The sequence below is a fragment of the Sporosarcina sp. Y1011 genome, assembly GCF_057669885.1.
Window position 1 is genome coordinate 124,743 of the sequence record NZ_JBYHFP010000007.1, and the last position, 25,634, is coordinate 150,376.

Sequence of the window (25,634 nt, forward strand, 5' to 3'; positions counted from 1 at the left end):
AAAATACCTGTAGATAAAACACTCTTTTCAAGTGTCCTAATTACAGGTACTATTTATCAAATGGGTACTAATTTATTGTATTTTTTCTGCAATCAACTGTGTTACCTCTAGGTATTTATCTACATCTTTAGACGTATGACAATGAATTGGAGAAACTCGAACAATGGCATCCAAATTCTCATCTGTTGCAAGTAATCTATAATATGGAAGAGAAGCAATGCGATTAGAAAGATACGCATATCCTAACCGCGATTTCCGAACATTTTATATGGAGCAATATTTAGAGCATCAATTTTCCAGTCATCAACATCAATTGGACCATGAGGGGCTCCCTGCACCGCATCTACCACGATAATCGTTTAAAAACATATTTCATATTCTGAATACCTTTACACATAGGTAGCTAAAATTTATTAAGCTGCTACCGAGAATGGAATCTTTCCAAGTACTAATAACTGATTTCATTTTCACTTTTTCCCCCATAGTGGTAGTGCTATGGGCTGCTTGTATTTTTGCACTAGGATCTAAATAAACTTTTGCATTGCTTACAGCTGTCGGTGCTTCGCCAAATCCACTAGCAATTAATCTAACTTTCCCTTCGTATGTGCAAATATCACCAGCGGCATAAATTCCTTCTAAATTCGTTTCCATTCTAGAATTGACAACAATACTGTTTTTCTCAATCTCTAATCCCCAGTCTTTTATTGATCCTAGGGATGATACAAATCCATAATTGACGATGACATCATCAACTTGAATAGTTTTCTTTTCGCCACCATTAACTTGTTCAATAACGACTTGTTTAATTGTTTTTTCACCAATCAATTCTAAGGGTACATATGGTGTCATTACATTCACCTTAGAATTTTGTAACAGACCCACACTATGCTCATGCGCACGAAACTTATCACGTCTATGAACGATTGTTACTTCTTGCGCAATCGGTTCAAGCATAAGCGCCCAATCAACTGCCGAGTCACCACCTCCGAATATCTGTACTTTTTCACCTTGAAACTTTTTCATGTCAGCTATAAAATAATGTAAATTTTCACCATCAAATTTCTCAGCTGATTCTAGTTCCAGCTTTCTAGGTTTAAAGGCACCATTCCCGGCAGTAATAATAATTGTCTTTGAATAATGGATAGCTTTATTTGTAACTATTTTAAATACTTTACTGTCCGTATCTTTTTCCACTATTAATACAACTTCGTTTAATGTAACTTCTGGACTGAACTGTGACATCTGAGCTTTTAAACGATCTACCAATTCAAGTCCTGTTATTTTAGAGAAACCTGCAACATCGTAAATGTGTTTTTCAGGATACAGAGCCGCCAGCTGTCCACCAAGTTGTGGTAAGCTTTCAATGATTTTCACCGAAGCTTGTCGTAGACCGGCATAAAAAGCTGTAAATAACCCTACTGGTCCACCGCCAATAATAGTTATATCAAATACCTCTTCATTTTCAAAAAATCACTTCACTCCAATCCAAACTGCGAATATCCAACAGACTTATTTTGTTCGCATGACAAAATTTAATGAAGCTTCCTTATGTGTATCTTTGTCTTCTAGAATGGTCATTAAATCTAGACGTACACCGTCTGCCACGTCTGACTCTAAATACTCATCACCTTCAAAGAAAACTTGCGTAATTAATGTTTCATGTCCTTCTTTTTCAAAAAAGAAGTGAAGATGTGCTGGTCGCATTGGGTGTTGATCTGTATATTCCAAAAATTCGCCTGTTGGACCTTCTGTTGGAATTGAATATGGTAGAGGTACAATTGACTTTACAATAAAATCACCATTTTCATCTGTAAAGAAATGACCGCGAAAATTATACTTTGGCGCATCTGAATCAAATGCAGAATATTTACCTGATGCATCATTTTGCCACATTTCAACTCTTGTATTTGCGAGTTTTTGACCGTCTACACTACTAATATTTCCTTTAAAAATTAACACTTCGCCTTTTTCATCTGGACGTTGTGTCAATACCAAAGGATATCCCTGTTGACTCTCAATTAGAGGCGATCCTTCAACAAAATATGGTCCTAGGAGGGATGGTTGCGTCCCAGGCTTATCAGTATACATGGCTCTTAAAACGTGCGTTTCTAGAAAAACATCAGCAAAAAGTGGGAGTTCACCTGCACGTCCTAATCGATCCGCCCAGTTGACAAAATTTGTATACTCTTCATGATTTAACTTTGCTTCTTTCAAAAAACCTTGAATATGATTGATAAATAAATTAAAGACCTCTTCTACTCGCTCATTTTTTTTAGTTAGTTGTTGTTGCATTATAAATTCCTCCCTTGATTTTCTAGATTAAATTATTCATTTTTCTACATTCTTGAAAAACTCTTCAAAATGAATAAGATGTCTACTCATTTTTTTAGCAGCTTTTCTGGGATTTTTCTCATAGACAGCTATATAAATTTCTTCTAATTCATTATTCAATGTTTGGCGTAATGGAGTTGGAACAGTGATGTGCTTAAATACAGGGAAAATAGTGTGAGACAGAGTCTTGAATGCTACTTGTATTAGCTTATTCTTGGTTGCCACGGCAATGTTTTGATTAAACAAATAATTGTTTTTACAGAACACCAAATCCGTCATTTCTTCACTACTTACCAGATTAATACTTTCCTTAAGTCTTAATAAGTCACTGTCCGTCCTCCGCAATGCTGCTAAATATGCTGCCCTAACTTCAATAATTCTACGCTGTTCAATTACATCTGCTATTGTCATTTCTCCTAAAGATAAAGTCACATTAAAAGATTCTCCAAAACTCTTTTTGATTGCATTTTCAGTGATGGAAGTGACGTAATGACCGCCACTTCTTCCCGATTTTGTTTCTATTAAATTTTCACTTGATAGTAAATTGAGTGCCTCTCTAATTGTGTTCCTACTTACATGAAGTTTCGATGCCATAACAGTTTCACTTGGAAGTTTTTGGCCTTCTTTTAAATCTCCATAAACAATTTCTTGCTTAATATGATTAGCAATTTGCTCAGTAACACTGTAGGTTATATAATTATCTAAAAAGTCAGTACCATGAGATTTAATAATAAAACCTCCTATCAGTTGAAAAAAACGATTGACTGAAAGACCCTGTAAAAATCAAATCTTTTCTTTACTGAAAAAAAACTGATTTAATTGAAGATATTTTTTCTGATTCTCCGGAAGTTCATCTTCTATATAAATCGCATCCACGGGACAAACTGCAGCACACGCGCCACAATCTATACAAACATCAGGATTGATAAAAAACATATCTTCTCCTTCCGTTATACAATCCACTGGACATACTTCTACACAATCCGCCGATTTCTCTCCAAGGCAAGGAGATGTAATAACATAAGCCAAATAACTCCACTCCTCAATAATGGATTAAAACAAGCTAAAATACTCCCTTTGTTCCCACTCCGTCACGACCTTCTCATGATTCTCAATATTATTCTCATCAACAAAAGCTTCGTAACGGGCAATTTCGCTTTCTTTTATTTTTGAAATATAATCCACATAGTGATCTCCCAATTTCTCTCGATATAATGAACTATTTTTAAGTTCTTCTACGGCCGCTTTCAAACTAGATGGTAACTTTTCTCTATTATCATTGTACGCTTCAATACTAGGATTACCTGGTTCAATCTTATTTTTAATGCCATCAAGCCCAGCATAAATTTGAGAAGCTAAATATAAATATGGATTTGCCGCAGGTTCTCCAACACGATTTTCAAAACGGATATTTTTCTCTCCAGGGGCGCTTATTACTCTTAGCATTGTCCCACGATTATCATCTCCCCAACCTGCTCGATCCGGAGCGAGTGAGTTAGGGTTAAGTCGCTTATATCCGTTAATGGTCGGTGTAGTGAACACAGTTGCCGCTTTGGCATGCTTTAAAATTCCTCCGATGAAATATCGGCCAATATCAGAAATTTCATCATTATGCTCATTTTTCAGTATATTTTTTCCTGTTTTCAAAGATTTAATGGATTGATGCAAATGCCAACCACTTGAAACGAAACTTTGAAACTTCGGGCGACACATAAACGAACCAATATATCCGTGCCTTTTACATATTTGCTTCACTGTATTTTTAAAGAGTAACATTGTATCTGCTGCATCTAATCCTGGTAAAGGTGCAAAAGTAAACTCCAGTTGACTCGGACCCCACTCATCTTCCATTGTACTAAGTGGTAATTGCAATTCAGAAAGTGCATCTGCGATTGCCTGCAAAATACCATCTACTTCATCAAGATTCGATTCCAAATGATATTGGTAACCACGTGCTGAAGACAATACTTGGGGAGCCTCCGGTGATATTCCTGGTGCCCCCATGTTTTCAGGTTCCATTTTATTATCTATAATCTTTAATAAATTCCACTCTACTTCAATACCTGCAACAAAGTCGTACCCCGCATTATTTAAATCTTTTATGGCTTGTTTTAAGATTCCTCTACTATCGAAAGGTAGCGGTCTACCGTCTTTTAAAAATGCATCCGATAAAATCCAAGCTGTATGAGGTGCCCACGGTAAAACTCTAAAAGTAGAGGGATCTGGAACTAGACGATAGTTTGGACATCCTGTCATTTCCTCTAAATTTAATCCTCCACCTTCTTCAAAAGGATTAAATACGATAGCACTTCCTGTGTCAAAAAATAATGGCCCTGTATTAAACTCAAGTCCACTTTCAAGTACTCCGAGGAAAGCAGGTACAGTCAATGATTTCGCTCTAGAGATCCCATGCTGATCCGCCCAAGCAACACGGATTTTTCGTATATCTCGTTCTAAAATGGTTGCCTTAATTCGTTCAATCATTTCCTCTTCTTCACTACTTCTTAAACCATGCATACCAACGAAACTGAAATCTACTTTCACCATTATTATTAGATACCCCCCACATTAATTTTAGTTTTCACACGCTCAAGAAACCGAGTAAGTAGCATTTTACTTTCTTCATCTTGTAAAATTTCAGGATGCCATTGAACTGCAAGAATTTGTGATGAGTTTGATTTCGATTCGACCGCTTCAACTAACCCATCTGAAGACCATGCTAAAGGCTGTAAAGAGGGTGCCAATTTATCAATACCTTGATGATGCCAAGAATTAACACGAGTTTCATTTCCATAAATATCGACTAGCCAACCTGCCAGTGTAACAGAATGCGTATATTCAGCTGGACCTTCAGCCGTTCTATGACTTACTTCATCAGACCACTCTGGTAAATGCTGATGTAGTGTTCCTCCTAATGCAACATTTAGTATTTGTAATCCTCGACAGAGTGCAAAAATTGGTTTCTCCATTTCAATTGCATCTTTAATCATTTGCTGTTCGAAAGAATCCCGATGACCTTCTTTCTGATACTCTGTTGTTCTATGAGGTTCCTGCCCATAAAGTGCCGGATTTACATCAGGTCCCCCGGGGATTACAAGGATATCTATCTTTCTGAGTATTGCAGGATCTTCATTCGGAGAAATCAAACAAGCATGACAACCCATTTCTTGAAAATAAGCTATAAAGTTCTCTGCATTGTACAAAACACGTTCCTTGCTGTCACTCCCAATATTCTGAGCAACTACATTAACCATCTCCTGCATAAAGGGCGTTTTTAAGTCGTAAATTGTACCAACAATACCTACTAATGGCTTCACTGTTTACACTCTCCCCAATCGTCTTTCGAGTGTTGATTTCCACGGTTGTAATTTATCAACATCTGATAACGCTTTCATAATTTCCATGTAATCTTCATGATCTAATGCAATCCAAGTATCGTCTGGTATTTCATCATAAATTCCATATTCCCAGACTTCAGCCTCCTGTACACTCTTCGCAAAGAATTTATACTTTTCAATGAGCTTTTCTTGCCGCTCTACTTTTCTTTCAAGATGCTCCACTTTAATGAGAAGAGCTTTTTCTAATTCACCCATGCCTATACCTCCTAAATCTAGTATAGTTAAAGATCATTCTCTATAAGATAAACGTCAAATTATCATGATGTTGGTCAGAGTCTATCAAATTGACCATCTTCATCCCAATTTTCCAATCTATATTTTCTCTAACTAGTTTATATGCTATCCATCCTGAAAAACTTTCTAACTTACCGGCACGGAACTCAGATAGAATAAAGTTGGCTCTCACGTATAATTCGTCTTGGCAACTCCCTTCCACAACTTCAATATTAGTAATCATACGCCGTGTTCGCGATAGTGGGAGTTGCGAATAAGCATAGCCGGTACGCAATCGATAAACTCTGTCTTCCAAACGCCGACGATCATCGAAAGCGATAGATACTTCTTTTCTAGGATTTCCGCCGCCTGGGACGGTTGGTACCCAATATAGACATTTTTTTGTATACATGTCTAGCCATTCTTCAAGACGCAGTTCATCTATTAAACGTGCTTCTTGAAATAGAACTTGTTCCGCTTGTGCTTTTTGTTCGGGAGTTGCAGTTAAAAAATTGTCATCGAATATTTTTAATTCCGCTAGTAAATTTTCATAAAAGTCATTATCTATATAATGTGACACTACTGATGTATTTACTTCGTCTGAAGTTCTAGACATTTTTCCACACTCTCCTCTCTACTCAGTAAGCGCTTCCATTCCTGGAAATAGCCTCTCATAGGCGCTTCATCTGTTACAGGTGCAGTAATAACACCGAATTCATCAATGCTTTGTCTATCCGGTACACCGAATCCTCGATTAAACATAACCCATTCTACTTCGGGAATACTTAAGCCACGTTGACATTCCGCAAAATTGGCTACATCATCTGGTTCTCCAAAAGCAGGGAAATCTTCCTGAGAACGCATTCGCAAAGTATTTACTTCATCTGGTAAATTGTCAATCGTTGTTGCATACCATGTTAATCTAGTTTTATCAACTGAAATTGGTTCAATAACTTGAATTTGATTACCTATAATCAGCAAATTCGGGAAAATGGATAAATTCATTTGTGCACCTACAGCCCAATCTAGGTATTGTTCCGCATCGTCTTTATATTTTTCTTTAATTATTGCTTCATAAGCTTCACGACCAGGCTGTGGACGCTGTTGCTCCCACGCATCGCCAATTTTTTCATACATAGGCCTCTGATCTAGAAAGACATGTCCATTTCCTAAATATTGTACATACATAGAAGAAGCATCGGGATTTTTTCCAAAGTAGGTCATATCTTTATCTTGATCTGCATCATAACGTTCCCCCAACGCCAATAACGAACGGTGTGAAAATGATACATGATAACCGTCTGCTGCATTATCGAAAACAAATTTCCAATTTCCATCTAGCGTCAGACGATGTGAACTATTTTCAACTACTAGATTTCCTTCATAACGATCAAGCCATTGATCCAGTAATGGGCGTGCATTTCCTAAATGCTCTTCTAGGCTCGGCGCATCTACTTCGTTCATAGTTCCAAAGATAAAACCTCGATAAGACTCAACCCTTGCAACCTGAGCTAAGTTTAAATCACTTCTCTCAAAATCATCACCGTACGCCTTCCCCCATGGAACACCATTCAACTTCCCTTCATTAGAGAAGTTCCAACCATGATATGGGCAAACAAAATTTCTAACATTCCCTTTTTCAAGCCGGCAAATTGTCGCACCTCGATGAGTGCAACGGTTTAACAATGCCCGAATTACTCCATTATTATCACGAGTTACTATTATTGGACGTTGACCTAAATAAGTCGTTTTGAAATCATTGATTTTAGGAATTTCACTTTCATGAGCTAAATAAACCCATGTATCACCATAAATTTTTGTCATTTCCATACCGTATATTTCGGGATCCGTATAAACCGAACGATGAACACGATCCTCTTGAATTAAATGCTCCCAGTTATGTTTTACCATGAAATATTTAGCCTCCTAAAAAATTATTATTGATTTAATAACATCTTCATATTCATAAAGAATACCTTTTTAATACAACCTCCTATTCGCAAATGAAACATTATTAGGTTGTAAATTAATATTAACATATAATTCAGACTTTGAATTGTATAATATTAGAACAATTTAATCTGTTTTGTCTTTAATAAAAACAAACTCTTTAAATGATGGATTTGTCGTGTTTCCGATGGCAGTCTTGATGTGATTTAACGGAGCTAATTATCTTTTGGTACATCCATATCGTAATTCACTATATGTGAGCTGAGGTTTAAATTCTTGATTTGAAATCATTGAGACGCTCCCTAGAATTAGTATTCTTATTATAGAACAAAAACATCGAGCCTTTCCTCTATATTATTGAGGAAAGGCTCGATGTTCTGTTATCAATATACACTGATGAAATAGAAGTCCTATAAATCTACCTAAGGAAAACCAGCGCATGCGCTTTCCTAGTGATAGCCAAAGCGATAAGACCGTCAGTGGTTTTCTTCCTGACAGTCTTATCTCCGTAGTCACTCACGAAGCACCGAAGTGCGTTGTCTTGGTAATTCCTAGTTCAGCGTATTAACCAAAGGCTTTTTCAGTTGTCCATTCTCACCATTGATATTTTATAGCGTATCGCCCTATCTATAACAATATGATTTCAGTAGTTATAACTTAGGTGATATTCAGCTAACTCCACCAGGCTTCGTACGATTAAAAACTATAACTTTTAACCCACGTAGGAGTATCAGAATATTCGCTTCAGCCCAATATGAAGCTTGCATTTCAGATTCCAGTTAAATAGTTATGTTTCTTTTGTTCAAGAAATCTCACATTTGATGCCGAAGGCACTTATAGTGAAACGTGTCGCACTAGTGAATAACCTGAATGGTTCCGCGCACAATTTCCTGAGATTAATTCATTATAATACAAATTAAATTATGCTTCACTTGAAATTAGTTTCTCCTTCTGTTCCTCAGGTACATCTAAAATAATAGTACTCGGTTTTTTGATCAATGCAGCCACTATATAAATTCCAGAAGCTAAAATTACAGCTATTATAAACGGAATAGGAAACCAGCCCATATAGTTAACTACCATACTGATAGATGCACTTGCAATAAAGGCTACAATACCTTGCCAATTGTAATTCGGAATTTGTTCAAGTGATTGAATATTACTTGTAGATTTATAGATTACTCTACGAACAAAATAATAATCTGTCAATACAATTACTACCCACGAACATAGTAGCACACTTCCAAGTGTTATAAATTCCTCAATATAATGTAAGATGTCACCAAAAACAAACAATAGTGATAAAATATTTGCAGCTATTACCATAACTACTCTTCCTGGACGCCAATTAAATAATACATCGGAAAAGTTAACTAAGGCCAGTGCACCTATATAAGAATTACCAACCTGTACTTTAGATTGAGAAAAGAATACTGCTAATAAACCAAGAATTCCTCCCCCTAATACAAGTGTTACTCCAGGGTTTGTAACCGCTGCCATTAATGCACTTTGTTCATCTAATCCAGTGTTTACAAAATACTCTGTCGTTAAAATATATCCAAACCCTGTGATTATTGCTCCAAAAAACAATGTAACACCATACATTGCAAAACTTGACACTAAAGAAATTTTAGCAATATCCTTGCCTGATTTAGCAAAACGGGTAAAATCTGTAACAGCGATAGCTATTAGTCCCGCTAGTGTAATAGTTGTATTAATAGCTACGGCAAATCCATCCCACTTTGATACACCTGGAATCTGTGGTTCAGTAGTAAATATTGAGCCAAAATCACCATTACCTAATAAACTATATGCCAAATAAATTAAAACCAAAAATAATAATGGAACCATAATTTGCGCTATTCGAGCTATAATTTGCGCTCCAAAAATGGAAAGTACAACCCATAATAACGATAAGCCTCCAAACATTATTACTTTCACTAAAAATGTTTGTTCTATATTAAAATAAAACACCGCTGAATTTACAATTAATACATTTTCCAATGCAAATATACCGATAATTAGGAATCCCCATACTAAAGATGATAATGCGGATCCTTTTGTACCAAAGGCATAAGCACGTGAAATTACATTCCCTGAATATCCTTCTTTATAGGAGATGTAACCCATCCCATACATAAAAATAGAACTCACAATAAAAGCAATAAAAGCTGAGAGCATTCCCATCCAAAAACCAGCCATAAATGTTACTAAACCACCATACATTAAAACTGCAATACTTGTTACAATTCCAATTTGAATCGACGCTATATCTCTCCAACTTTTTCTTTGATTATCGGGCACACGCTCAAGTGCAAAGTCTTCCATCTTATTATCGTTTTGTCTACTTTCCATTTCATATTCTCCCTTTCTATCAATAAATACTATTTTTTATGGAATAGAATATATAAAAGTATACAAAAAATAACACGGTTCAATAGATGATTTATCTAACTATAAAAATTAAGCCTCTAACATATTTTGTTAGAGACTTAATTTTCACTGAGCTCGTAAAGCTATCGTAGCTTCTTCATTTAACGAATAATCTTTTTCGCTAATTACTAATTTATAATCTCGCGATGCTTTTTCAATTGATAGGAGACCTGATTCAACTTCCTTTAATATTTTTGAAACTGGTCGATCTAGTGGGTTGCCATAACCACCACCACCACCACAAAATTGTTCTAGGATAGTACCCTTAGAAATACCAAACAGCATATCCTTTCCTCCTAAATCAACAGTTTCCCCATCTGAAAAGTACAATGTTGCTACATTCAGTGTACCTTCTAGTCCACCTTTCAATCCTTGAGGTTTTTCAGCACCTTCCGATTCCATACCATCACCAATTAGTCCGACTGTATTATTTTCTCCCTCAATCCGAAGTTTTAAGTAGGTACCATAGCCACCACGGAATTCACCGGAGCCCGCAGAATCAACGGAGTACTCATACGCCTCTAAAAATACAGGATCCTTAATTTCGAACATTTCTGGGTCTTGCGAAATCATACTTCCCGCACATCCAGCAAATCCAATTCCATCAAATCCATCCGTATCTTTTAGTGCACCTTGTCCACCTTTTGATAAAAATCCAATTGTAAAGTATGATGTTTCTTTTCTTGAATCATAACCTGTAAAAGTAGGAAACACAGAATTAGACCAAGATGCTGTTACATTCTCCGGCACAGCATCCTTAAATGCCTTCATTATTGCATCCAACAATACATCTGCCATTTGATTTCCAAATAGGGTTGCCGCCGGGAAATTAGGATTAACAATTGACCCTTTAGGGAAATAGCATTCTAATGATCTAAATAACCCTTCATTTTGGGCAATGTTACTACCTGGATTAATTAACATCAAATACGCTATGGAACAAGCAGCTTTTGCAGATGCTTGTGGCATATTTGTGAATCCAGGAGCTTGTTTTGCAGTTCCTGTGAAATCCATATGAACTTTTTTATCTTTAATAGTTAATTTGACTTGTACTTTGTACTTTTTCGTTTTATCTTGACCGTCTGAAACCATATAACTTTCACCGAAATACTCTCCTTCTTTCCAAGTAGAGATAATTTCTTTGACCTTTTTTTCAGTAGCATTAAATACATATTCTAAATGATTTCTAAATTTTTCAAGACTATATTTTTCAATGGTTTTTAAAAATTCACGTTCACCAATGTTACATGCACCTATCATGGCCTTCACATCTTCTTCCACGATAGCTAAGCGTACATTCGCAAATAACATCTTCCATACATCGCGAATAACCTTGCCTCTTTCTACAACTTTTAAACCAGGAATTCGAATGGCTTCTTGCCATACCTCTGTATGATTCGGATTATATCCACCTAGTGTGGCTCCACCTATATCAGATAAATGGCCCTTACTTACTGCCCATCCTACAAGTTCACCTTCCCAAAAAATAGGCTTATAAATTCCTACGTCATGTGTTTGGTTACCGCCTTCAAATACATCATTGTGCACTATAATATCGCCTGGGAAAATATTACCCTCGAATTCTTTCATGATATTCGGAAGTGCTGGCTGCGCACCAAAACCAATAATAGGAATGTTAGCACTTTGTTCAACCATTCGACACTTATTATCGAATAATCCTGTTACAAAGTCCCCAGCTTCATTAAATACTGGTGAACGTGATGTACGCTTAAGAACATTAGCCATATCTTGCGTTATTGAATATAATCTTCTTTGAATTACAGAAGCTAGAATAGGATCCACTGTCTTTGTCATAGAACTCCCTCCTGTTCTAAAGTTACAAAAAGCCTAACTTGATTTTCAGCTAAATCCTTCTTATAAAGAATAAAATTATCATTTTTATCTACTATACAATTAAATTCTTCTGGGACAACAATTGTAGAAACAACTTGCTCAATTAAAGCAGGTCCTGTAAATGTATTGCCATGATTTAATTGATCCCCATCGTACACATTTACACTTTGAAATCCCTTAGAATTATTTAAATAGATATCTCTACTCCCTTTTAAACTATGATCTGCGAAACTACTATGATAAGGTTTTGTATTCATCATTGGCTTCAACGTCTTTCCTATTGCAGTCACATTAAAATTAACGATCTCTACAGGCATTGTGTCTGTGTTATATCCAAATAACTGATCGTGTACTTGATGGAATCTTTTCTCGATTTCTTCAATTGATAAATTATCCACTTCACTTTCTCTAAATCGTATGGGTACTTGATAATATTGGTCTGCATACATCATGTCAAAGTGGTATTGGAATTCTAGTTCTTCTTCTTTTACTTTCTCAGCAATCAATACCTTTATACCTTCTTGTTTTAAATCGGTAAAAATGTCTTTAATTTCAGCTACAGTAATTGTAGATGTTAAAGCTCTCTGGGATTTAACAAAATCATGACGGATATCTGACATTAGCATTCCGGCAGCACAGAAAATAGAAGACTCCCTTGGCACAATTACTAATTCACATTCAAGTTCCTTAGCAATTTCAACTGCGTGCAATGGTCCAGCTCCTCCTGCACTTATTAAAGGGAATTCGCGTGGATCATATCCCTGGTTAATTGTCGCTTCCCGAATACCATTCGACATATTCACATTAATCATGTCGATAATCCCTTTTGATGCTTGTTCTACTGTTAAATTTAATTTATCAGCTATATTTTCTTTAATTGCTTGATATGCTTTATCCTTATCTAATTTCATTTGTCCGCCTAGGAAAAACTCTGGATTTAAATATCCTAAAATTAAGTTTGCATCTGTAACAGTTGGTAATTCACCACCAAAACCATAACAAGCTGGGCCAGGATTAGCGCCTGCACTTTGAGGGCCTACATGTAATAATCCTCCCTCATCTACCCAAGCAATCGAACCTCCACCAGATCCAATAGTGTAAATATCTACTATTGGTAAATTAATTGGCCATCCTGCAATTTCACCTTCTGTACGTACCAGTGGATTTCCATCCTTTAAAATTGAAACATCGAAGCTTGTACCGCCCATATCCATCGTAATTGCATCTAACATATTATGTGGTTTTAAATACCAACTTGCTGCAATCGGTGCTGAAGCCGGTCCAGAAAGTAATGTATTAGCTGCTTTCTGAATAATCTCTTGTGGTGTAGAAACTCCTCCATTAGATTGCATTATTAAGAGCACACCTTTAAAAGCCTCTTCCTCTAGTCTGTTAATCAAAAGACCAAAATAATTTTCAATAATCGGTCCAACAAATGAATTTAAAACTGTAGTACTTGTTCGTTCATATAAGTTTGCACGAGGTACAAGTTCACTTGATAATGTCAGATAAAATTCCGGATGATTTTTCCGAATATACTCTCCAACTTCTTTTTCGTGTTGTTTATTTGCGTATGAATGCATAAATGAAACAGCGATAGATTTAATGTCTTCTTTTTTGAACTTATCTACGATTTCTTCAACTTGATCTAATACTAAATCCTGTACTACCTTACCAGAATAATCAATGCGTTCCTTGAGTGTTAAACGATTCTTACGTTCGACATACGGTTTGGGATTTTGATATCGGTTATTGTAAGCATCCGGCCGAACCCCACGACGCATTTCTAAAATATCTCGAAATCCTTCTGTTGTAATTAGACCTGTATTAGCTCCTCTATATGTCAAGGCTGCATTTGTTCCTACTGTAGTACCGTGAACAATAATGTCAACTTCTTGTAGGAAATCGTAAACACTTAAATCTACGTCATCTGCCATATTCTGTATTCCATTAAATAAACCAATTGTAGGATTTGCAGGTGTCGTGAGAGTCTTATAAATTTTTGAATTTCCAATACTATTGATTAATAAAAAATCGGTAAAAGTACCACCAACATCAATTCCAATACGATATCCCATCTTCACACACCCCTTTCATTTTTGAAATTATACTTCAGATAATTCCTTAGTTTTCACAAAAATCACATCATGATTTGTATTAGAAAGTCGTTCAGTACCTGTCTTTGTAATAATAAAAACATCTGACATATATGCTGATTGAACTTTATTATCATGAATATTTTGAGGATGCACGCTAATAACCATTCCTTCTTTTAATGTCATTAAATCTTCATCATTTTCACTTGGTACTTCAACACCAACAAAGTTAGTTTCTACTTTATTAGCTACAAGTGGTCGTTCAATTACATCCATCCCTATACCATGCCCTGAGAGATGCCCGCATTGATAACCATATTTTGCTGCAATTTTCTCGATTTCTTTTTGCACATTACCTACATGTACTCCTGGTTTCATATATTGCTCAATAAATTCAAGACCTTCCCCTACAGAAGCAGCTAATTTATCCATTTCTTGATTTCTTTTTCCGAAACAAAACATTCGAGAATACTCAACCCAATGGCCAGTCGGCCCTGTAATTTCTAATGAAATAATCAAATAATCTCCATCATTAATCTTTCTAGGTCGCGGAGCTAAAAAGTACGGCTCTACTTCTCCCTCATTTTCACTCGATAAACAAAGAAATAACGAATCTTTTGCTCCTAACTCATGTACTTTTTTATAAGCAAAAGCAACAGCCTCTTCCTCTGTCATACCTACTTTTATATTATCTACAATTGCCTGGAAACCAGCTTCAATAATACGATTTGTTTCACGAATACCTACTAATTCACTTTCACTTTTTATTGCGCGAACTCGATCAAAATCAATTGAAGCATCTACCCATTCAATATTCGGTAAACTTTCTCTCAAATAATTATAATCCTCAATTTTGACCGTATTATTTAATCCAACTACACCTACCTTGCCTTCAGTAATATTGTTTTCTTTAAACTTGCGTACCAGTTCTAAAACTTCATGATCTGCCGGATATAATGTATCTGGTACACGACGATCTGTACAATAATGCAAACCGGACGGTAGTATTTGGTAAACGCTTTCATTAAATACAACCCCATATCCATATCGGTGGATTAATAAGTTATCAAATAAATATTTTAATGAACCTTTTTTACCTAAATATGAATCTGCTGCAAATACCATAGCTACGTAACCGGATGAAATAGACAAATCTCTAACCTTATCAATTCTTTCCTGTCTTTCTTGTTCAGTAACTGAAATAATCATTTAAATTCTCCTCCTAATTTAATTTATCTGCATTAAACCAAAATTTCATATATTCCAAATCTTGATTTAATTACATACTATCACTGTTAAGACTTGTTGAAATGTTCTAAAATAGAATATATTAGTATACAAGTGATTCAATGCTTTTTTAGAAAAGGAAGAGTGATTTAGAAAATGGAATTTTTTAAAAATAAAGTTCAATCTATTCGTTCTATTAATGATCAAATTGCACATGATTTAAAACAACAAATTTTTTTTGGAGAATTAGAACTTGGAACAAAACTACCGAGCGAAAGCCAGTTATGTGAAATATACAGTGTAGGAAGAAATACGGTAAGAGAAGCCTTGAAAAATCTTGCAGCTGAAGGACTTTTAGAATCAAGAGTTGGTAAAAATGGTGGACACTATATATCTAACATTCCAGAAGAAAGTTTTTATACATTTAATTCTAATGAAAATGAAATATCTTTAAAATTACATCAAACTTCTTTGGTTGAAATCATTGAAATGAGAAATATAATTGAAATTCAAATTGCTGCTCTCGCTGCAGAAAGAAGGACCGAACTAGATTTAGTAAACATCAAAAAACAAATACAAAAACTCGAAAAAGAAGATATAAGTAATTTAAATTTCTTCTTATATGATTTAATATTCCATAAAAGTTTAGCTCTAGCGTCTAAAAACCAATTTCTCGTAATTTCATTATTATCTGTCATAAAAGCAATTAGCTCATATTTAATAAATTATAAATTAGAACCAAATTTACGCGAAATACTTCTAAATGATTTATGGGGAATTTATTATGCAGTTGAAAAAAAAGACTCGCAGCAAGCACAAAAACTAATGTCAAAACATCTTAATCGTGAATATCCTTTATCAATAAATTAACACGGCTTCAAATATCGTTAATACTGCATTTAAAGTCCAAATTGTTGATGGGGTCTTCTGTCCAAGCCATGATGGCTATATTGTTCATTAGAGCCGTAAAGATAGGCTAAACGTATTCCATTTTTTATAAGCATTCAAACTAGTCATAGAGAAGACGTCCCCAAAATCACATATTTATGCAAGCTTCAAATAGTCCACACCTATTTTCTCATTTTTACTTAGGCGATAATTTTCTCTAGCAAGTAATAGAAGTGGTTTTACGATGATAGTCGCAGATTTAAAGAAGGAATGGGAAATTCGGATTGAGGAACAGTGATTGTTTATCTCGCAGGTTTTGAATATTCTTCATAAAAGTTTGCTAAATTCGACGACGACTGAACCATTAACAGCAAGAGATTGTGCTCATGGTCTCTTCCCGGAACATGTTAAAGTTGCCCTCATGCAATTACTTCCATCCCTTGCTTCCCGTGGTTTCGTCGACTGTGAATGGAATCATGTCTAGTTCTTCTGTTACTACAATATAGTCGACTTTGTAGATGCTTCCCTTGATAGTAGCGCTTCAAAATAGCGGAATCACCGGGTATCATGTGCCTCCTTGTTGCCGATTTGGCGAACGTGGTGAAGAGCGTCCCGAATTTCCGGTATTAAATAACCATTGTCATTAAGTAGATCAAGTCGTTCATTGAGTTCCCAATTTTCTAAATGTTGATTTTCCTACATCCGATTAAATTAGACCCATTCTTTTTAGTTAACTCTTCTCCAAGATCATCTACTCGCTCCAACATCTTTGTAATTGCGATATCAACAAGACTTTTTACTGAATAGTTCTGCGCACAAGTACCTGAAATTATATCTCTCCATCATTTTATAAATTAAATAGCAAAACTCCTAGGTAACTGCTTATATATTATTTTGTACCTTTGAATAATATATATTAAGTAGCTGTTAAGCCACCAAAAGGAGGTTTTTGATGTGCGTCAGAGAGGTAATGAAAGATTTCGTTTTTGTATTTTTCCAGGTTATAACTGGTGTGGGCCTGGTTGTAATGGGCCCGATGCCCCTATAAATGATATAGATGCAGCGTGTAAAGCACATGACCAATGTTATCGAAGAGGCAGAAATCCATGTGAATGTGACCAAGAATTTCTTAAGCGCCTGCATTCCAAAATAGATCCATACACAAAACAAGGGAGACATGCCCGTCTGCTCTATAATTATATGAAATTACAAGAACGATTCAATTGCTACTTTTATAGATAGTGGCATTACAGAGCCCTATAGAAAAGATACCTTATTCTAAATCAATTCAGAGTTGATTTAGAATAAGGTATCTTTTTTAACGGTTCACTGCTCAATTGCAAGTTTATTGTAACCTAAACCTCGTACATTTGAAGATAATCCGCTTTTTGTCCAAGCTTCTCCCATAACTTATCTTGTTAGCCTACTAGTAAACCCATTAACAACGAGGAATTAGACTAATGGTCTTAAACTTAAATAATCGCACGGTAATGGAACTTCTATTTAGTATTTACCTTTATTCAGCAAATGTTTTTGTTCTGAAAGCGAAGCATCAGCTACAGAAGACTCTCACCTCCATAGGTGGAGATGAATGCTTTTTTGTTATCCTCGTCCTGCGGCAACAAGGAAGGATTCAGTACAATCCTTCCCCCCTGTAGGCCTCAAGCTCGATTCAAAATCTAAACGCAATTACGCCGAGGCGTAATTGATCAAGAAAATTTATTGTCTCGCTTAAATTGACAAATCAACTGAAAAAAACTCAGGCAGTGCCTGTTCACGCTTGTCGAGCATAATTTGTTCCGGCTGGATGCCCTGCTCACGCAGTACTTTAATGTTCTGCAAGAGGAATTCATCGCTGCCGACAACATAGAAGAGTCCATTCTTGTCTGTAGCAAGATTCTTCACTTCTTCATAGTAGTCTTTCCGGTTATCGACGAACTGTGATGTGAACTTCTTGTCAGGTGCGGATTCAAAAATATTAGTGAATAAAAACTCTTTTGATGAGTCGATGTTCAGTGAATGAATTTGATTGACGTTGTCAGCACGTTCGAAATAATCAAGTACAAGCGGTCTGAAAGTTGCCAGGCCGACACCTGAAGAGAGTAGGTAAACATTTTTGTTTTCTCTTTTAAGCGGTACATTCGAATGCGTTTTAAATATTGCAACTTCATTACCGACCTCAAGATTTCTTAAAACCGTTTTAAACTCAGAGCACTGCTCTCTGATGCGTGTTGTGATACCGATTGAATTTTCGTGCGGTAAAGTGGAGATTGACATGTGACGAATCAGGCCGCGGTTTGGTTTATCACCGGCATTAAAACCTTCCAGTGCGAAGTGGGTGTGGGAACCTTCTTCCCATGTAAAGTCTTTCGGACAGTCGAGCAGGTACGTTTTAACCTCAGGCGTTTCTTCAATAATCTTATTTATTTTAGTCCAGTATATTTGCATTATATATTCTCCTTACTCAGTTATATTTATCTGATACTCTCACTCATCTAGTATACAATTAGTGATAACAATTCTCAATTAAATGAACCTTACTTAGGGATGCCAAATCTTAGTCCAGAATTGCTCCCTTACTTATACCTACTTAATATTTCTTCTGGAATATGACAATAATCATTTGGACATCTAGCTAATCTATCTTGATGTTCTTCTGCACTTCTCACATAGTTTGTAAGAGATAATACTTCAACAACGATAAGGTCATAATCATTTCTCTCACTAAGAAACGACTTCGCCTCTTTTAAGTGTTCAGGCTTTTCACTATATACGCCTGTTCTATATTTCTCTCCAACATCCTGTCCTTGTTTATTCAAACTATATGGATCAATGATTTCAAATAAATACCCCATTAATTCCCTGATCGTTACAACTCTCGGATCAAATCCTGTTTTTACACATTCAGCGTACCCATCATAATCACCCTCAAGTGTATGACTTGTTCCATTAGCTCTTCCGGCTTCTGTAAACATAACGCCAGGTAAATTTTTTATAAAAGCTTGTACTCCCCATAAACATCCACCTGCAAAATATACGACTTCCATATTGACTCTCCTCCTTGTTAAAAAAACCAGCTTGCCCCAGACCTTTTCCCGGAGGATCATCTGGTCATCTTCCACTTTCGGTACGCTCCCAAGAAACTTAAAAGAGGTACTTTGTCAGACACATAGACGAACAATTCATACATTTAATTAATCATACAAAAAATAAAGGAAAATTGCATAGGTATTAATTCACTTTGTATTTACTGAATAGTTCCACGCACTTGTAACTAAAATAATTACTCTACTTATTATAGCCCTCTGGTTCGCAATCTCTGGCTCAATTCATCAGCAACATTCAAGGTCAACCTACGCGCTCTCGAGTAACAAATGGAGCTCCCGTTTTCAAATATCTTTATAGAGTCGGTACGGATTAACTTTACGTTTGCAAATTGTACACTTTTAACTAAAAATCTAAATTTAAAAACACCTCTTCTATAAATTTTGATGTATACCCAAGTACGTTCGTATATTTCAATCACCATATAATTGTTAGTAACTATTCAAAAGAGGTACTGTGTCGTAAAGACACAAAATTCACGCATTAAAGTAATTATCAAATAGTAATGAAAAATTTGGATTGATTTACTATGATTTATTATTGAATTGGGTTATATTTACTGAATAGTCCCAATCATAGGAACCTATAATTTAGTTCCATTACAAATTACAAGAAGCCTATGTATATTACAAAAGAAAGCGAGGGAATTAAATGTAAACTAGTTTGTATTGTGAGAAGTGAAAGATAGGACAACAGAGAAAGTGGTCCCTCACTTGTGGAGATCTAATTGAGAATTTGAAATGACCGTTCTAATCCTCCATCTCTTATGAATGAGAATGTATTTCCCTTTAATGAGGTAAGTAAGGTTAGTACTTGATTCGATTTTTCTATATAAACCTATTAACATCAACGTCTATAACGATTATCGTTATATTTTTTCATTATATTTAACTGAAGTTCGTTATATCTTCTCACCTAAAATCTATCAATATAATTATTCTTATGATACAATTATTATTGAATAAGAAACATTATAATCTAGGAGGTAATTGAATGTCAGAAAATCAAAATAACAACAAATTGACAACTGCAGCGGGCGCGCCTGTAGTAGATAATCAAAACTCGCAATCGGCCGGACCACGTGGACCACTATTATTACAAGATGTCTGGTTACTAGAAAAACTAGCAAACTTTAATAGAGAAGTAATTCCTGAGCGTCGTATGCATGCAAAAGGATCAGGTGCTTATGGGAAATTTACTGTAACACATGATATTTCTCAATATACTTCCGCAACACTTTTCTCTGAAATCGGAAAAGAAACAGAAATGTTCGTTCGTTTCTCAACGGTAGCTGGTGAGCGTGGAGCTGCAGATGCAGAACGTGATATCCGTGGATTCTCTATGCGCTTCTACACTGAACAAGGTAACTGGGATTTAGTTGGTAACAATACGCCAGTATTCTTCTTCCGTGATCCACTTCAATTCCCTGATTTAAATCATGCCATTAAACGTGATCCACGTACTGGTATGCGTAGCGCTAATAACAACTGGGATTTCTGGACATCATTACCGGAAGCACTTCACCAAGTAACTATTGTAATGAGTGATCGTGGTTTACCAAGCTCATATCGTAAAATGCACGGTTTCGGTAGTCATACATTCAGTATGATCAATGCAAATAACGAACGTGTTTGGGTAAAATTCCATATGCGTTCTCAACAAGGTATTGAAAACTTCACTGACCAAGAAGCAGTTGAAGTTGTAGGAGTAGACCGTGAGAGTTCTCAACGTGACCTATACGATAATATCGAAAAAGGCGACTTCCCTAAATGGAAAATGTATATTCAGGTTATGACGGAAGAACAAGCAAATAATATGCCTTACAACCCATTTGACTTAACAAAAGTTTGGTATAAAAAAGACTTCCCGCTTATTGAAGTTGGAGAATGGGAACTTAACCGTAACCCTGAAAACTATTTCGCTGAAGTGGAACAAGCCGCTTTTGCACCGTCTAATGTTGTACCTGGAATTAGCTTCTCTCCAGACAAAATGTTACAAGGTCGTTTATTCTCATATGCAGATGCACAACGTTACCGTTTAGGTGTAAACCATCAGCAAATTCCGGTCAATACACCAAGATGCCCGGTACACTCTTTCCATAGAGATGGTGCTATGCGTGTAGATGGTAACCATGGTGGAACATTACCTTATGAGCCAAATAGTTATGGACAATGGAAAGAACAACCTCAATACAAAGATCCGCATTTAGCACTTCAAGGAGATGCTGGTGTTTGGGATTTCCGCGAAGATGATGATAACTATTATGAACAACCAGGAAAATTATTCAATCTAATGACTCCTGAAAAACAACAAGTATTGTTTGAAAACACTGCACGTAACATGGATGGCGTTGAAGAATTCATTAAAGTTCGTCACATCATTCATTGCTATAAAGCAGATCCAGCTTACGGACAAGGACTAGCAGAAGCAATGGAAATTCCTTGGGGCTATATCGAGGCTGCAATGGCTTAACAAATAGAGATGATTCTAAACGCTTAGTCAACAGGTTTAGCATCCCCTCTTAATACTTTTAACATTGAGTGGCGGTCGTAACAGATGTTACGACTAGCCACTTTTTTGATTACTTAAAAGAGGATGTGTCAGACACAATGACGAACAAGTCACGTTTTTAATTATTTATACAAATAGAGAATTAAAGTCGCATAGGTGTTGATTTATTTTGTATTATTATAGAATTAAATTGTATTTACTGAACAGTTTTTCGCGCAGATACTAAAAAGTTGATTGCGCCCTCCTTCGCTTTCATAGCTACCGATATGCTGGCTAACCGTTTGGTTAAACTCTGTTGGCTTATCTACGTTAGATAAGTGTCCTGTGCGCTGGAATACGACTAATCTTGCATTCCGAATAGCATAATACATTAAATACGAGTTATAGATTGGCGTCATTTTGTCCTCACATGAGCCGATAATTGTCGTAGGAACTTTTATGTTGAATAAGTCGTAATAGTAATTCCTGTCAAAAGAAGATTGGGCTGATGATAAATAAGTATCTTTTCTAATTAGGAAAGAATCCTTGACTAAGCTTATCTTCATTTCATCTTTATCATCGTATAAGCAAGTTTTTAGCAATTCATTAATTTGTTCAGTTTGACCATCTAAGCTTAATAACTTCTTTGTTCTACTCAGTGCGAGATTGCCCACTAAGCTTGGAATATAGAAAAGTGTATTACTTAATATTAGTGATTTAACTCTGCTTTTATACCGTTTGTGGATTTCTTGGGCTACGAGTCCGCCTAATGAAAGTCCGCATATATGCACTTTTTCTATTTTCAAGTGGTTTAACACCCTAATAATATCCGCTGCAAACCGCTCTACTGTTAAATTTTGCGTTTCAACTGAATCTCCATGACCTCTTAATTCGATAATAATCAGTCTGTGATTAGCGCTTAAAGACAATTGCGGATTCCATGCTTCTCTTCTACTTCCCAATCCATGAATTAATAAGAGTTCTTCACCTTCCCCTACATCTGTATAATTTAACATCCTCTACACCTCATAGTTTGTATTTTTACACACGTTACTATAATTAAAAATCCGTGGAAGTCAGCAGCAGCCATTTCCCAACCCGATTTCCTAAACAACGCCGAACTGCGGCGCATATAGTAACTCCGAAGTAATCCCTTCGCAGCCATCTCGGCCCTTAAACACCCCGACTAGTTCTCTCCTTTGCTTATATGCGAAACCGACGCCGATTAATAACGATGCATCCTTTAGAATTCAATTAGTTTTTTTACGTCCTTCCTCTTCGGCAATTCGAGTTCGCATTTGCCGTCTCTATCTCCCGTTCTGTCCGTTTCATCCGCTTGCGTAATTGCGATAGCTACCACCGATTAACGTCCGACAAGTTGCGCCGTTGTAATACATCCTCGCCAGAAATACTAACGTATATGCGGACGAGGACTTCGCACCAGCGCATTACTTCATATTTATGACTAAAACTGCTTGCAGATATAACAAACTTGTAGAGCTTGACATTAAAATAAACACAAAAAAGGCCATTACCTATAAGGAAATGACCTTTTAATGATAAAAGAGATACCTGCGTCAGAGGAAAAAACGAACAATTCACGCATTCAAGTAATTAGACAAAAAATAAAGAAAAACCGCATAGGCAATGATTTACTTTGTATTATTATAGAATTGAATTGTATTTACTGAATGGTGCCGCGCACAGGTACCTAAAATTAATGAAAATAAGAAAAATACCTTACCCGAACCAATCCGATGAACCTCCCAGTCGTGGAAACAAAGATGGCCAGCAATCATTTAACATTTTGAATACATAATTCAGTATAATAGGTTATGAGTCATTTTTATACTGCTCCGTAATCCCTTTCCACGTAAATCGAAAAGAAAGTTGGGACAAACGATGATGAATGCAGACATACCTTTTTTGAACAAAGAAGCGGGAGAAAAAGCTGCCGCTTACATAGCAACGTTAACAAAGCCCCTGGGAAGTTTGGGCAGACTAGAAGAAATCGCAATTAGTCTTGCAGAAATGACTGAGAATTTAACTCTTGAAATTACACCACCAGGCATTATCGTATTTGCTGCCGATCATGGTGTTGTAAAAGAAGGTGTTTCCGCTTTTCCTCAAGAAGTGACGAACCAAATGGTTACAAACATTATGAATGGCGGAGCAGCCATCAATGTATTTGGTAGACAAATAGGCGCAAAGCTCAAAGTCGTCGACGTAGGAGTAGCGGGAGATATAACAGAAGAGCAAGTTGTTCATAAAAAAGTTCGTCAGGGTACCGGCAGCTTCCTCACTGAATTGGCAATGACACGAGAAGAAGCAGAAAAAGCGGTTCTCATCGGTTATGAAGAGGGGATTCGATTTATTGAAAACGGGGTCAAATGCCTGATTATCGGTGAAGTCGGTATCGGCAACACGACAACCTGCAGTGCTATTCTCGCATCGATTACAGGCGTGGACCCTGCTACACTTGTCGGATATGGAACGGGTATTTCCACTGAACAACATGAACGGAAAATAGCGGTTGTTCGTGATGCAATCAGCTTCCATCAGCCCAACCCAACAGATGCCATTGATATACTGTCGAAAGTGGGTGGACTTGAAATAGCTGCAATGGCAGGAGCGATGATTGCAGCTGCAGAAAAGCGGATTCCTATTCTTCTTGATGGTTTTATCTGCACAGTGTCCGCTTGCCTTGCTGAACTGATTGCTCCGACAGTAGTGGATTATATGATTTTATCGCATCAATCAGCAGAAATTGGATATACAATAGCTTCCAAACATTTACAAAAAGAACCGCTTATCCAGCTGAATATGCGTCTCGGCGAGGGGACCGGTGCGGCCGTTGCTTTTCCGATTTTACAGTCCGCTGTCAATATGATAAATGAGATGGCAACATTCGCTAATTCGGGCATATCAGGCAAAGAAGATCTTGAAACTACGGTAAAAACATGAAAATCCACTTACTCGTATATCGCCTTTAGAACACGCCGCAAAGGCGGATGATTGTTCCAAAAAAACATCGACAACGCCAAGTTCTCTTAGAACTTGGCGTTGTCGATTGTCGATATGCTATTTTTTCATTTCGAAGATTTTATTAATTACTCTTTCCCCCATTTTCGTAACGTTTCATGAACCTCCCACGACTGAAACCCGTGACTTCAGTCGTGGGAGGTTCATTATCATTTTAACATTTTAAACAAAAAAAAAACCGACTCCGGAATGAAATCCCGTAATCGGTTCTGAATTTAAATTTAAATGGCGGTCCCGACCGGGATCGAACCGGCGATCTCCTGCGTGACAGGCAGGCATGTTAACCGCTACACCACGGGACCAAATATGTAATACTTTTCGACGTTGTAATTTTTATTAATACATTCAGGTCGAAACTAAATGTGTGAGACTGGCGACGTCCTACTCTCACAGGGGGAAACCCCCAACTACCATCGGCGCTGAAGAGCTTAACTTCCGTGTTCGGTATGGGAACGGGTGTGACCTCTTCGCAATCGTCACCAGACTCTTTGAGCTTGTTCGCTCAAAACTGAATGAAACAGACATTGTGTGCATGAATCAGGGTAATCAAGCCTTCTTCAAAAATGGTTAAGTCCTCGATCGATTAGTATCCGTCAGCTCCACACGT

Annotated in this window: 20 protein-coding genes, 1 tRNA gene, 1 rRNA gene and 1 pseudogene; 4 read left to right on the plus strand and 19 right to left on the minus strand. The window is 36.5% G+C overall.

Annotation, left to right across the window (positions count from 1 at the left end; translation table 11 throughout):
- Positions 1 to 242 precede the first annotated feature (242 nt).
- The 14 genes and pseudogenes from AC25Y5_RS10965 to AC25Y5_RS11030 all read right to left on the minus strand — a co-directional run bounded on the left by AC25Y5_RS10965 (position 243) and on the right by AC25Y5_RS11030 (position 15,484).
- On the minus strand, positions 243 to 350 hold the full coding sequence (locus AC25Y5_RS10965) for an aminotransferase class V-fold PLP-dependent enzyme (protein ID WP_488140320.1): 108 nt from the start codon (positions 348 to 350) through the stop codon (positions 243 to 245).
- Positions 351 to 471: 121 nt separating this feature from the next.
- Positions 472 to 1,443, minus strand: a pseudogene (locus AC25Y5_RS10970) (NAD(P)/FAD-dependent oxidoreductase); the annotation flags it as partial.
- 66 nt (positions 1,444 to 1,509) lie between these two features.
- Complete coding sequence (locus AC25Y5_RS10975) at positions 1,510 to 2,292, minus strand: dioxygenase family protein (RefSeq protein WP_482104620.1); 783 nt, start codon at positions 2,290 to 2,292, stop codon at positions 1,510 to 1,512.
- Positions 2,293 to 2,328: 36 nt separating this feature from the next.
- On the minus strand, positions 2,329 to 3,078 hold the full coding sequence (locus AC25Y5_RS10980; protein WP_488140342.1) for a FadR/GntR family transcriptional regulator: 750 nt from the start codon (positions 3,076 to 3,078) through the stop codon (positions 2,329 to 2,331).
- Between the two features lie 36 nt (positions 3,079 to 3,114).
- Complete coding sequence (locus AC25Y5_RS10985; RefSeq protein ID WP_482104621.1) at positions 3,115 to 3,360, minus strand: indolepyruvate ferredoxin oxidoreductase subunit alpha; 246 nt, start codon at positions 3,358 to 3,360, stop codon at positions 3,115 to 3,117.
- Between the two features lie 24 nt (positions 3,361 to 3,384).
- A complete protein-coding gene (locus AC25Y5_RS10990) occupies positions 3,385 to 4,878 on the minus strand; it encodes a glutamine synthetase family protein (RefSeq protein ID WP_488140321.1) in 1,494 nt (497 codons plus the stop codon).
- Between the two features lie 5 nt (positions 4,879 to 4,883).
- Entirely contained in the window at positions 4,884 to 5,648 is a 765-nt protein-coding gene (locus AC25Y5_RS10995; RefSeq protein ID WP_488140322.1) for a gamma-glutamyl-gamma-aminobutyrate hydrolase family protein, read from the minus strand.
- 3 nt (positions 5,649 to 5,651) lie between these two features.
- Complete coding sequence (locus AC25Y5_RS11000) at positions 5,652 to 5,924, minus strand: hypothetical protein (RefSeq protein ID WP_488140323.1); 273 nt, start codon at positions 5,922 to 5,924, stop codon at positions 5,652 to 5,654.
- Between the two features lie 40 nt (positions 5,925 to 5,964).
- Positions 5,965 to 6,558, minus strand: coding sequence for an aromatic-ring-hydroxylating dioxygenase subunit beta (locus tag AC25Y5_RS11005; protein WP_488140324.1), 594 nt, complete (start codon positions 6,556 to 6,558; stop codon positions 5,965 to 5,967).
- Positions 6,534 to 7,853: an aromatic ring-hydroxylating oxygenase subunit alpha gene (locus AC25Y5_RS11010; protein ID WP_488140325.1), complete on the minus strand. Its 1,320-nt coding sequence runs from the start codon at positions 7,851 to 7,853 to the stop codon at positions 6,534 to 6,536. The genes AC25Y5_RS11005 and AC25Y5_RS11010 overlap by 25 nt, the downstream gene beginning before the upstream one ends.
- 960 nt (positions 7,854 to 8,813) lie before the next feature.
- Entirely contained in the window at positions 8,814 to 10,247 is a 1,434-nt protein-coding gene (locus AC25Y5_RS11015; RefSeq protein ID WP_488140326.1) for a purine-cytosine permease family protein, read from the minus strand.
- 144 nt (positions 10,248 to 10,391) lie between these two features.
- Positions 10,392 to 12,140: a hydantoinase B/oxoprolinase family protein gene (locus AC25Y5_RS11020; RefSeq protein WP_488140327.1), complete on the minus strand. Its 1,749-nt coding sequence runs from the start codon at positions 12,138 to 12,140 to the stop codon at positions 10,392 to 10,394.
- Positions 12,137 to 14,257 carry a hydantoinase/oxoprolinase family protein gene (locus AC25Y5_RS11025; RefSeq protein WP_488140328.1) on the minus strand — a complete coding sequence of 707 codons (2,121 nt, stop codon included), beginning with the start codon at positions 14,255 to 14,257 and terminating at the stop codon, positions 12,137 to 12,139. Before AC25Y5_RS11025 ends, AC25Y5_RS11020 begins: the two co-directional genes overlap by 4 nt.
- Positions 14,258 to 14,284: 27 nt before the next feature.
- Positions 14,285 to 15,484, minus strand: coding sequence for a M24 family metallopeptidase (locus AC25Y5_RS11030; protein WP_488140329.1), 1,200 nt, complete (start codon positions 15,482 to 15,484; stop codon positions 14,285 to 14,287).
- A 174-nt stretch (positions 15,485 to 15,658) separates the two neighbouring features.
- On the opposite strand from AC25Y5_RS11030, the gene AC25Y5_RS11035 reads away from it, so the two are divergent.
- Both AC25Y5_RS11035 and AC25Y5_RS11040 read left to right on the plus strand, forming a co-directional pair.
- Positions 15,659 to 16,372 (plus strand): FadR/GntR family transcriptional regulator, encoded by a 714-nt coding sequence (locus AC25Y5_RS11035; RefSeq protein ID WP_488140330.1) that lies wholly within the window; start codon positions 15,659 to 15,661, stop codon positions 16,370 to 16,372.
- A gap of 972 nt (positions 16,373 to 17,344) precedes the next feature.
- Positions 17,345 to 17,632: a phospholipase gene (locus AC25Y5_RS11040; RefSeq protein WP_488140331.1), complete on the plus strand. Its 288-nt coding sequence runs from the start codon at positions 17,345 to 17,347 to the stop codon at positions 17,630 to 17,632.
- A 489-nt stretch (positions 17,633 to 18,121) separates the two neighbouring features.
- On the opposite strand, the gene AC25Y5_RS11045 is transcribed toward AC25Y5_RS11040, so the two are convergent.
- The gene (locus AC25Y5_RS11045) at positions 18,122 to 18,838 is read right to left on the minus strand and encodes a dihydropteridine reductase (protein ID WP_488140332.1); all 717 of its coding nucleotides are present in this window, start codon (positions 18,836 to 18,838) and stop codon (positions 18,122 to 18,124) included.
- A gap of 128 nt (positions 18,839 to 18,966) precedes the next feature.
- On the minus strand, positions 18,967 to 19,437 hold the full coding sequence (locus tag AC25Y5_RS11050; RefSeq protein WP_488140333.1) for a peptide-methionine (S)-S-oxide reductase: 471 nt from the start codon (positions 19,435 to 19,437) through the stop codon (positions 18,967 to 18,969).
- Between the two features lie 1,051 nt (positions 19,438 to 20,488).
- On the opposite strand from AC25Y5_RS11050, the gene AC25Y5_RS11055 reads away from it, so the two are divergent.
- The gene (locus AC25Y5_RS11055; protein WP_488140334.1) at positions 20,489 to 21,967 is read left to right on the plus strand and encodes a catalase; all 1,479 of its coding nucleotides are present in this window, start codon (positions 20,489 to 20,491) and stop codon (positions 21,965 to 21,967) included.
- Positions 21,968 to 22,191: 224 nt separating this feature from the next.
- Here AC25Y5_RS11055 and AC25Y5_RS11060 read toward each other — a convergent pair whose 3' ends face one another.
- A complete protein-coding gene (locus tag AC25Y5_RS11060; RefSeq protein WP_488140335.1) occupies positions 22,192 to 23,001 on the minus strand; it encodes an alpha/beta fold hydrolase in 810 nt (269 codons plus the stop codon).
- A gap of 886 nt (positions 23,002 to 23,887) precedes the next feature.
- On the opposite strand from AC25Y5_RS11060, the gene cobT reads away from it, so the two are divergent.
- A complete protein-coding gene (gene cobT, locus AC25Y5_RS11065; protein WP_488140336.1) occupies positions 23,888 to 24,949 on the plus strand; it encodes a nicotinate-nucleotide--dimethylbenzimidazole phosphoribosyltransferase in 1,062 nt (353 codons plus the stop codon).
- 304 nt (positions 24,950 to 25,253) lie between these two features.
- Here the strand turns inward: cobT and AC25Y5_RS11070 are convergent.
- Both AC25Y5_RS11070 and rrf read right to left on the minus strand, forming a co-directional pair.
- Positions 25,254 to 25,329, minus strand: a tRNA-Asp gene (locus AC25Y5_RS11070).
- 66 nt (positions 25,330 to 25,395) lie between these two features.
- Positions 25,396 to 25,511: ribosomal RNA gene (gene rrf / locus AC25Y5_RS11075) — 5S ribosomal RNA — on the minus strand.
- Positions 25,512 to 25,634: the final 123 nt, after the last annotated feature.

What these genes read in the sequence shown, in the direction of transcription:
- AC25Y5_RS10975 (WP_482104620.1), bottom strand. Translation starts at nt 2,292, where the DNA reads ATGCAACAACAACTAACTAAAAAAAATGAGCGAGTAGAAGAGGTCTTT.
- AC25Y5_RS10990 (WP_488140321.1), bottom strand. Translation starts at nt 4,878, where the DNA reads ATGGTGAAAGTAGATTTCAGTTTCGTTGGTATGCATGGTTTAAGAAGT.
- AC25Y5_RS11000 (WP_488140323.1), bottom strand. Translation starts at nt 5,924, where the DNA reads ATGGGTGAATTAGAAAAAGCTCTTCTCATTAAAGTGGAGCATCTTGAA.
- AC25Y5_RS11005 (WP_488140324.1), bottom strand. Translation starts at nt 6,558, where the DNA reads ATGTCTAGAACTTCAGACGAAGTAAATACATCAGTAGTGTCACATTAT.
- AC25Y5_RS11010 (WP_488140325.1), bottom strand. Translation starts at nt 7,853, where the DNA reads ATGGTAAAACATAACTGGGAGCATTTAATTCAAGAGGATCGTGTTCAT.
- AC25Y5_RS11015 (WP_488140326.1), bottom strand. Translation starts at nt 10,247, where the DNA reads ATGGAAAGTAGACAAAACGATAATAAGATGGAAGACTTTGCACTTGAG.
- AC25Y5_RS11020 (WP_488140327.1), bottom strand. Translation starts at nt 12,140, where the DNA reads ATGACAAAGACAGTGGATCCTATTCTAGCTTCTGTAATTCAAAGAAGA.
- AC25Y5_RS11025 (WP_488140328.1), bottom strand. Translation starts at nt 14,257, where the DNA reads ATGGGATATCGTATTGGAATTGATGTTGGTGGTACTTTTACCGATTTT.
- AC25Y5_RS11030 (WP_488140329.1), bottom strand. Translation starts at nt 15,484, where the DNA reads ATGATTATTTCAGTTACTGAACAAGAAAGACAGGAAAGAATTGATAAG.
- AC25Y5_RS11035 (WP_488140330.1), top strand. Translation starts at nt 15,659, where the DNA reads ATGGAATTTTTTAAAAATAAAGTTCAATCTATTCGTTCTATTAATGAT.
- AC25Y5_RS11045 (WP_488140332.1), bottom strand. Translation starts at nt 18,838, where the DNA reads ATGCAAATATACTGGACTAAAATAAATAAGATTATTGAAGAAACGCCT.
- AC25Y5_RS11050 (WP_488140333.1), bottom strand. Translation starts at nt 19,437, where the DNA reads ATGGAAGTCGTATATTTTGCAGGTGGATGTTTATGGGGAGTACAAGCT.
- AC25Y5_RS11055 (WP_488140334.1), top strand. Translation starts at nt 20,489, where the DNA reads ATGTCAGAAAATCAAAATAACAACAAATTGACAACTGCAGCGGGCGCG.
- AC25Y5_RS11060 (WP_488140335.1), bottom strand. Translation starts at nt 23,001, where the DNA reads ATGTTAAATTATACAGATGTAGGGGAAGGTGAAGAACTCTTATTAATT.
- cobT (WP_488140336.1), top strand. Translation starts at nt 23,888, where the DNA reads ATGATGAATGCAGACATACCTTTTTTGAACAAAGAAGCGGGAGAAAAA.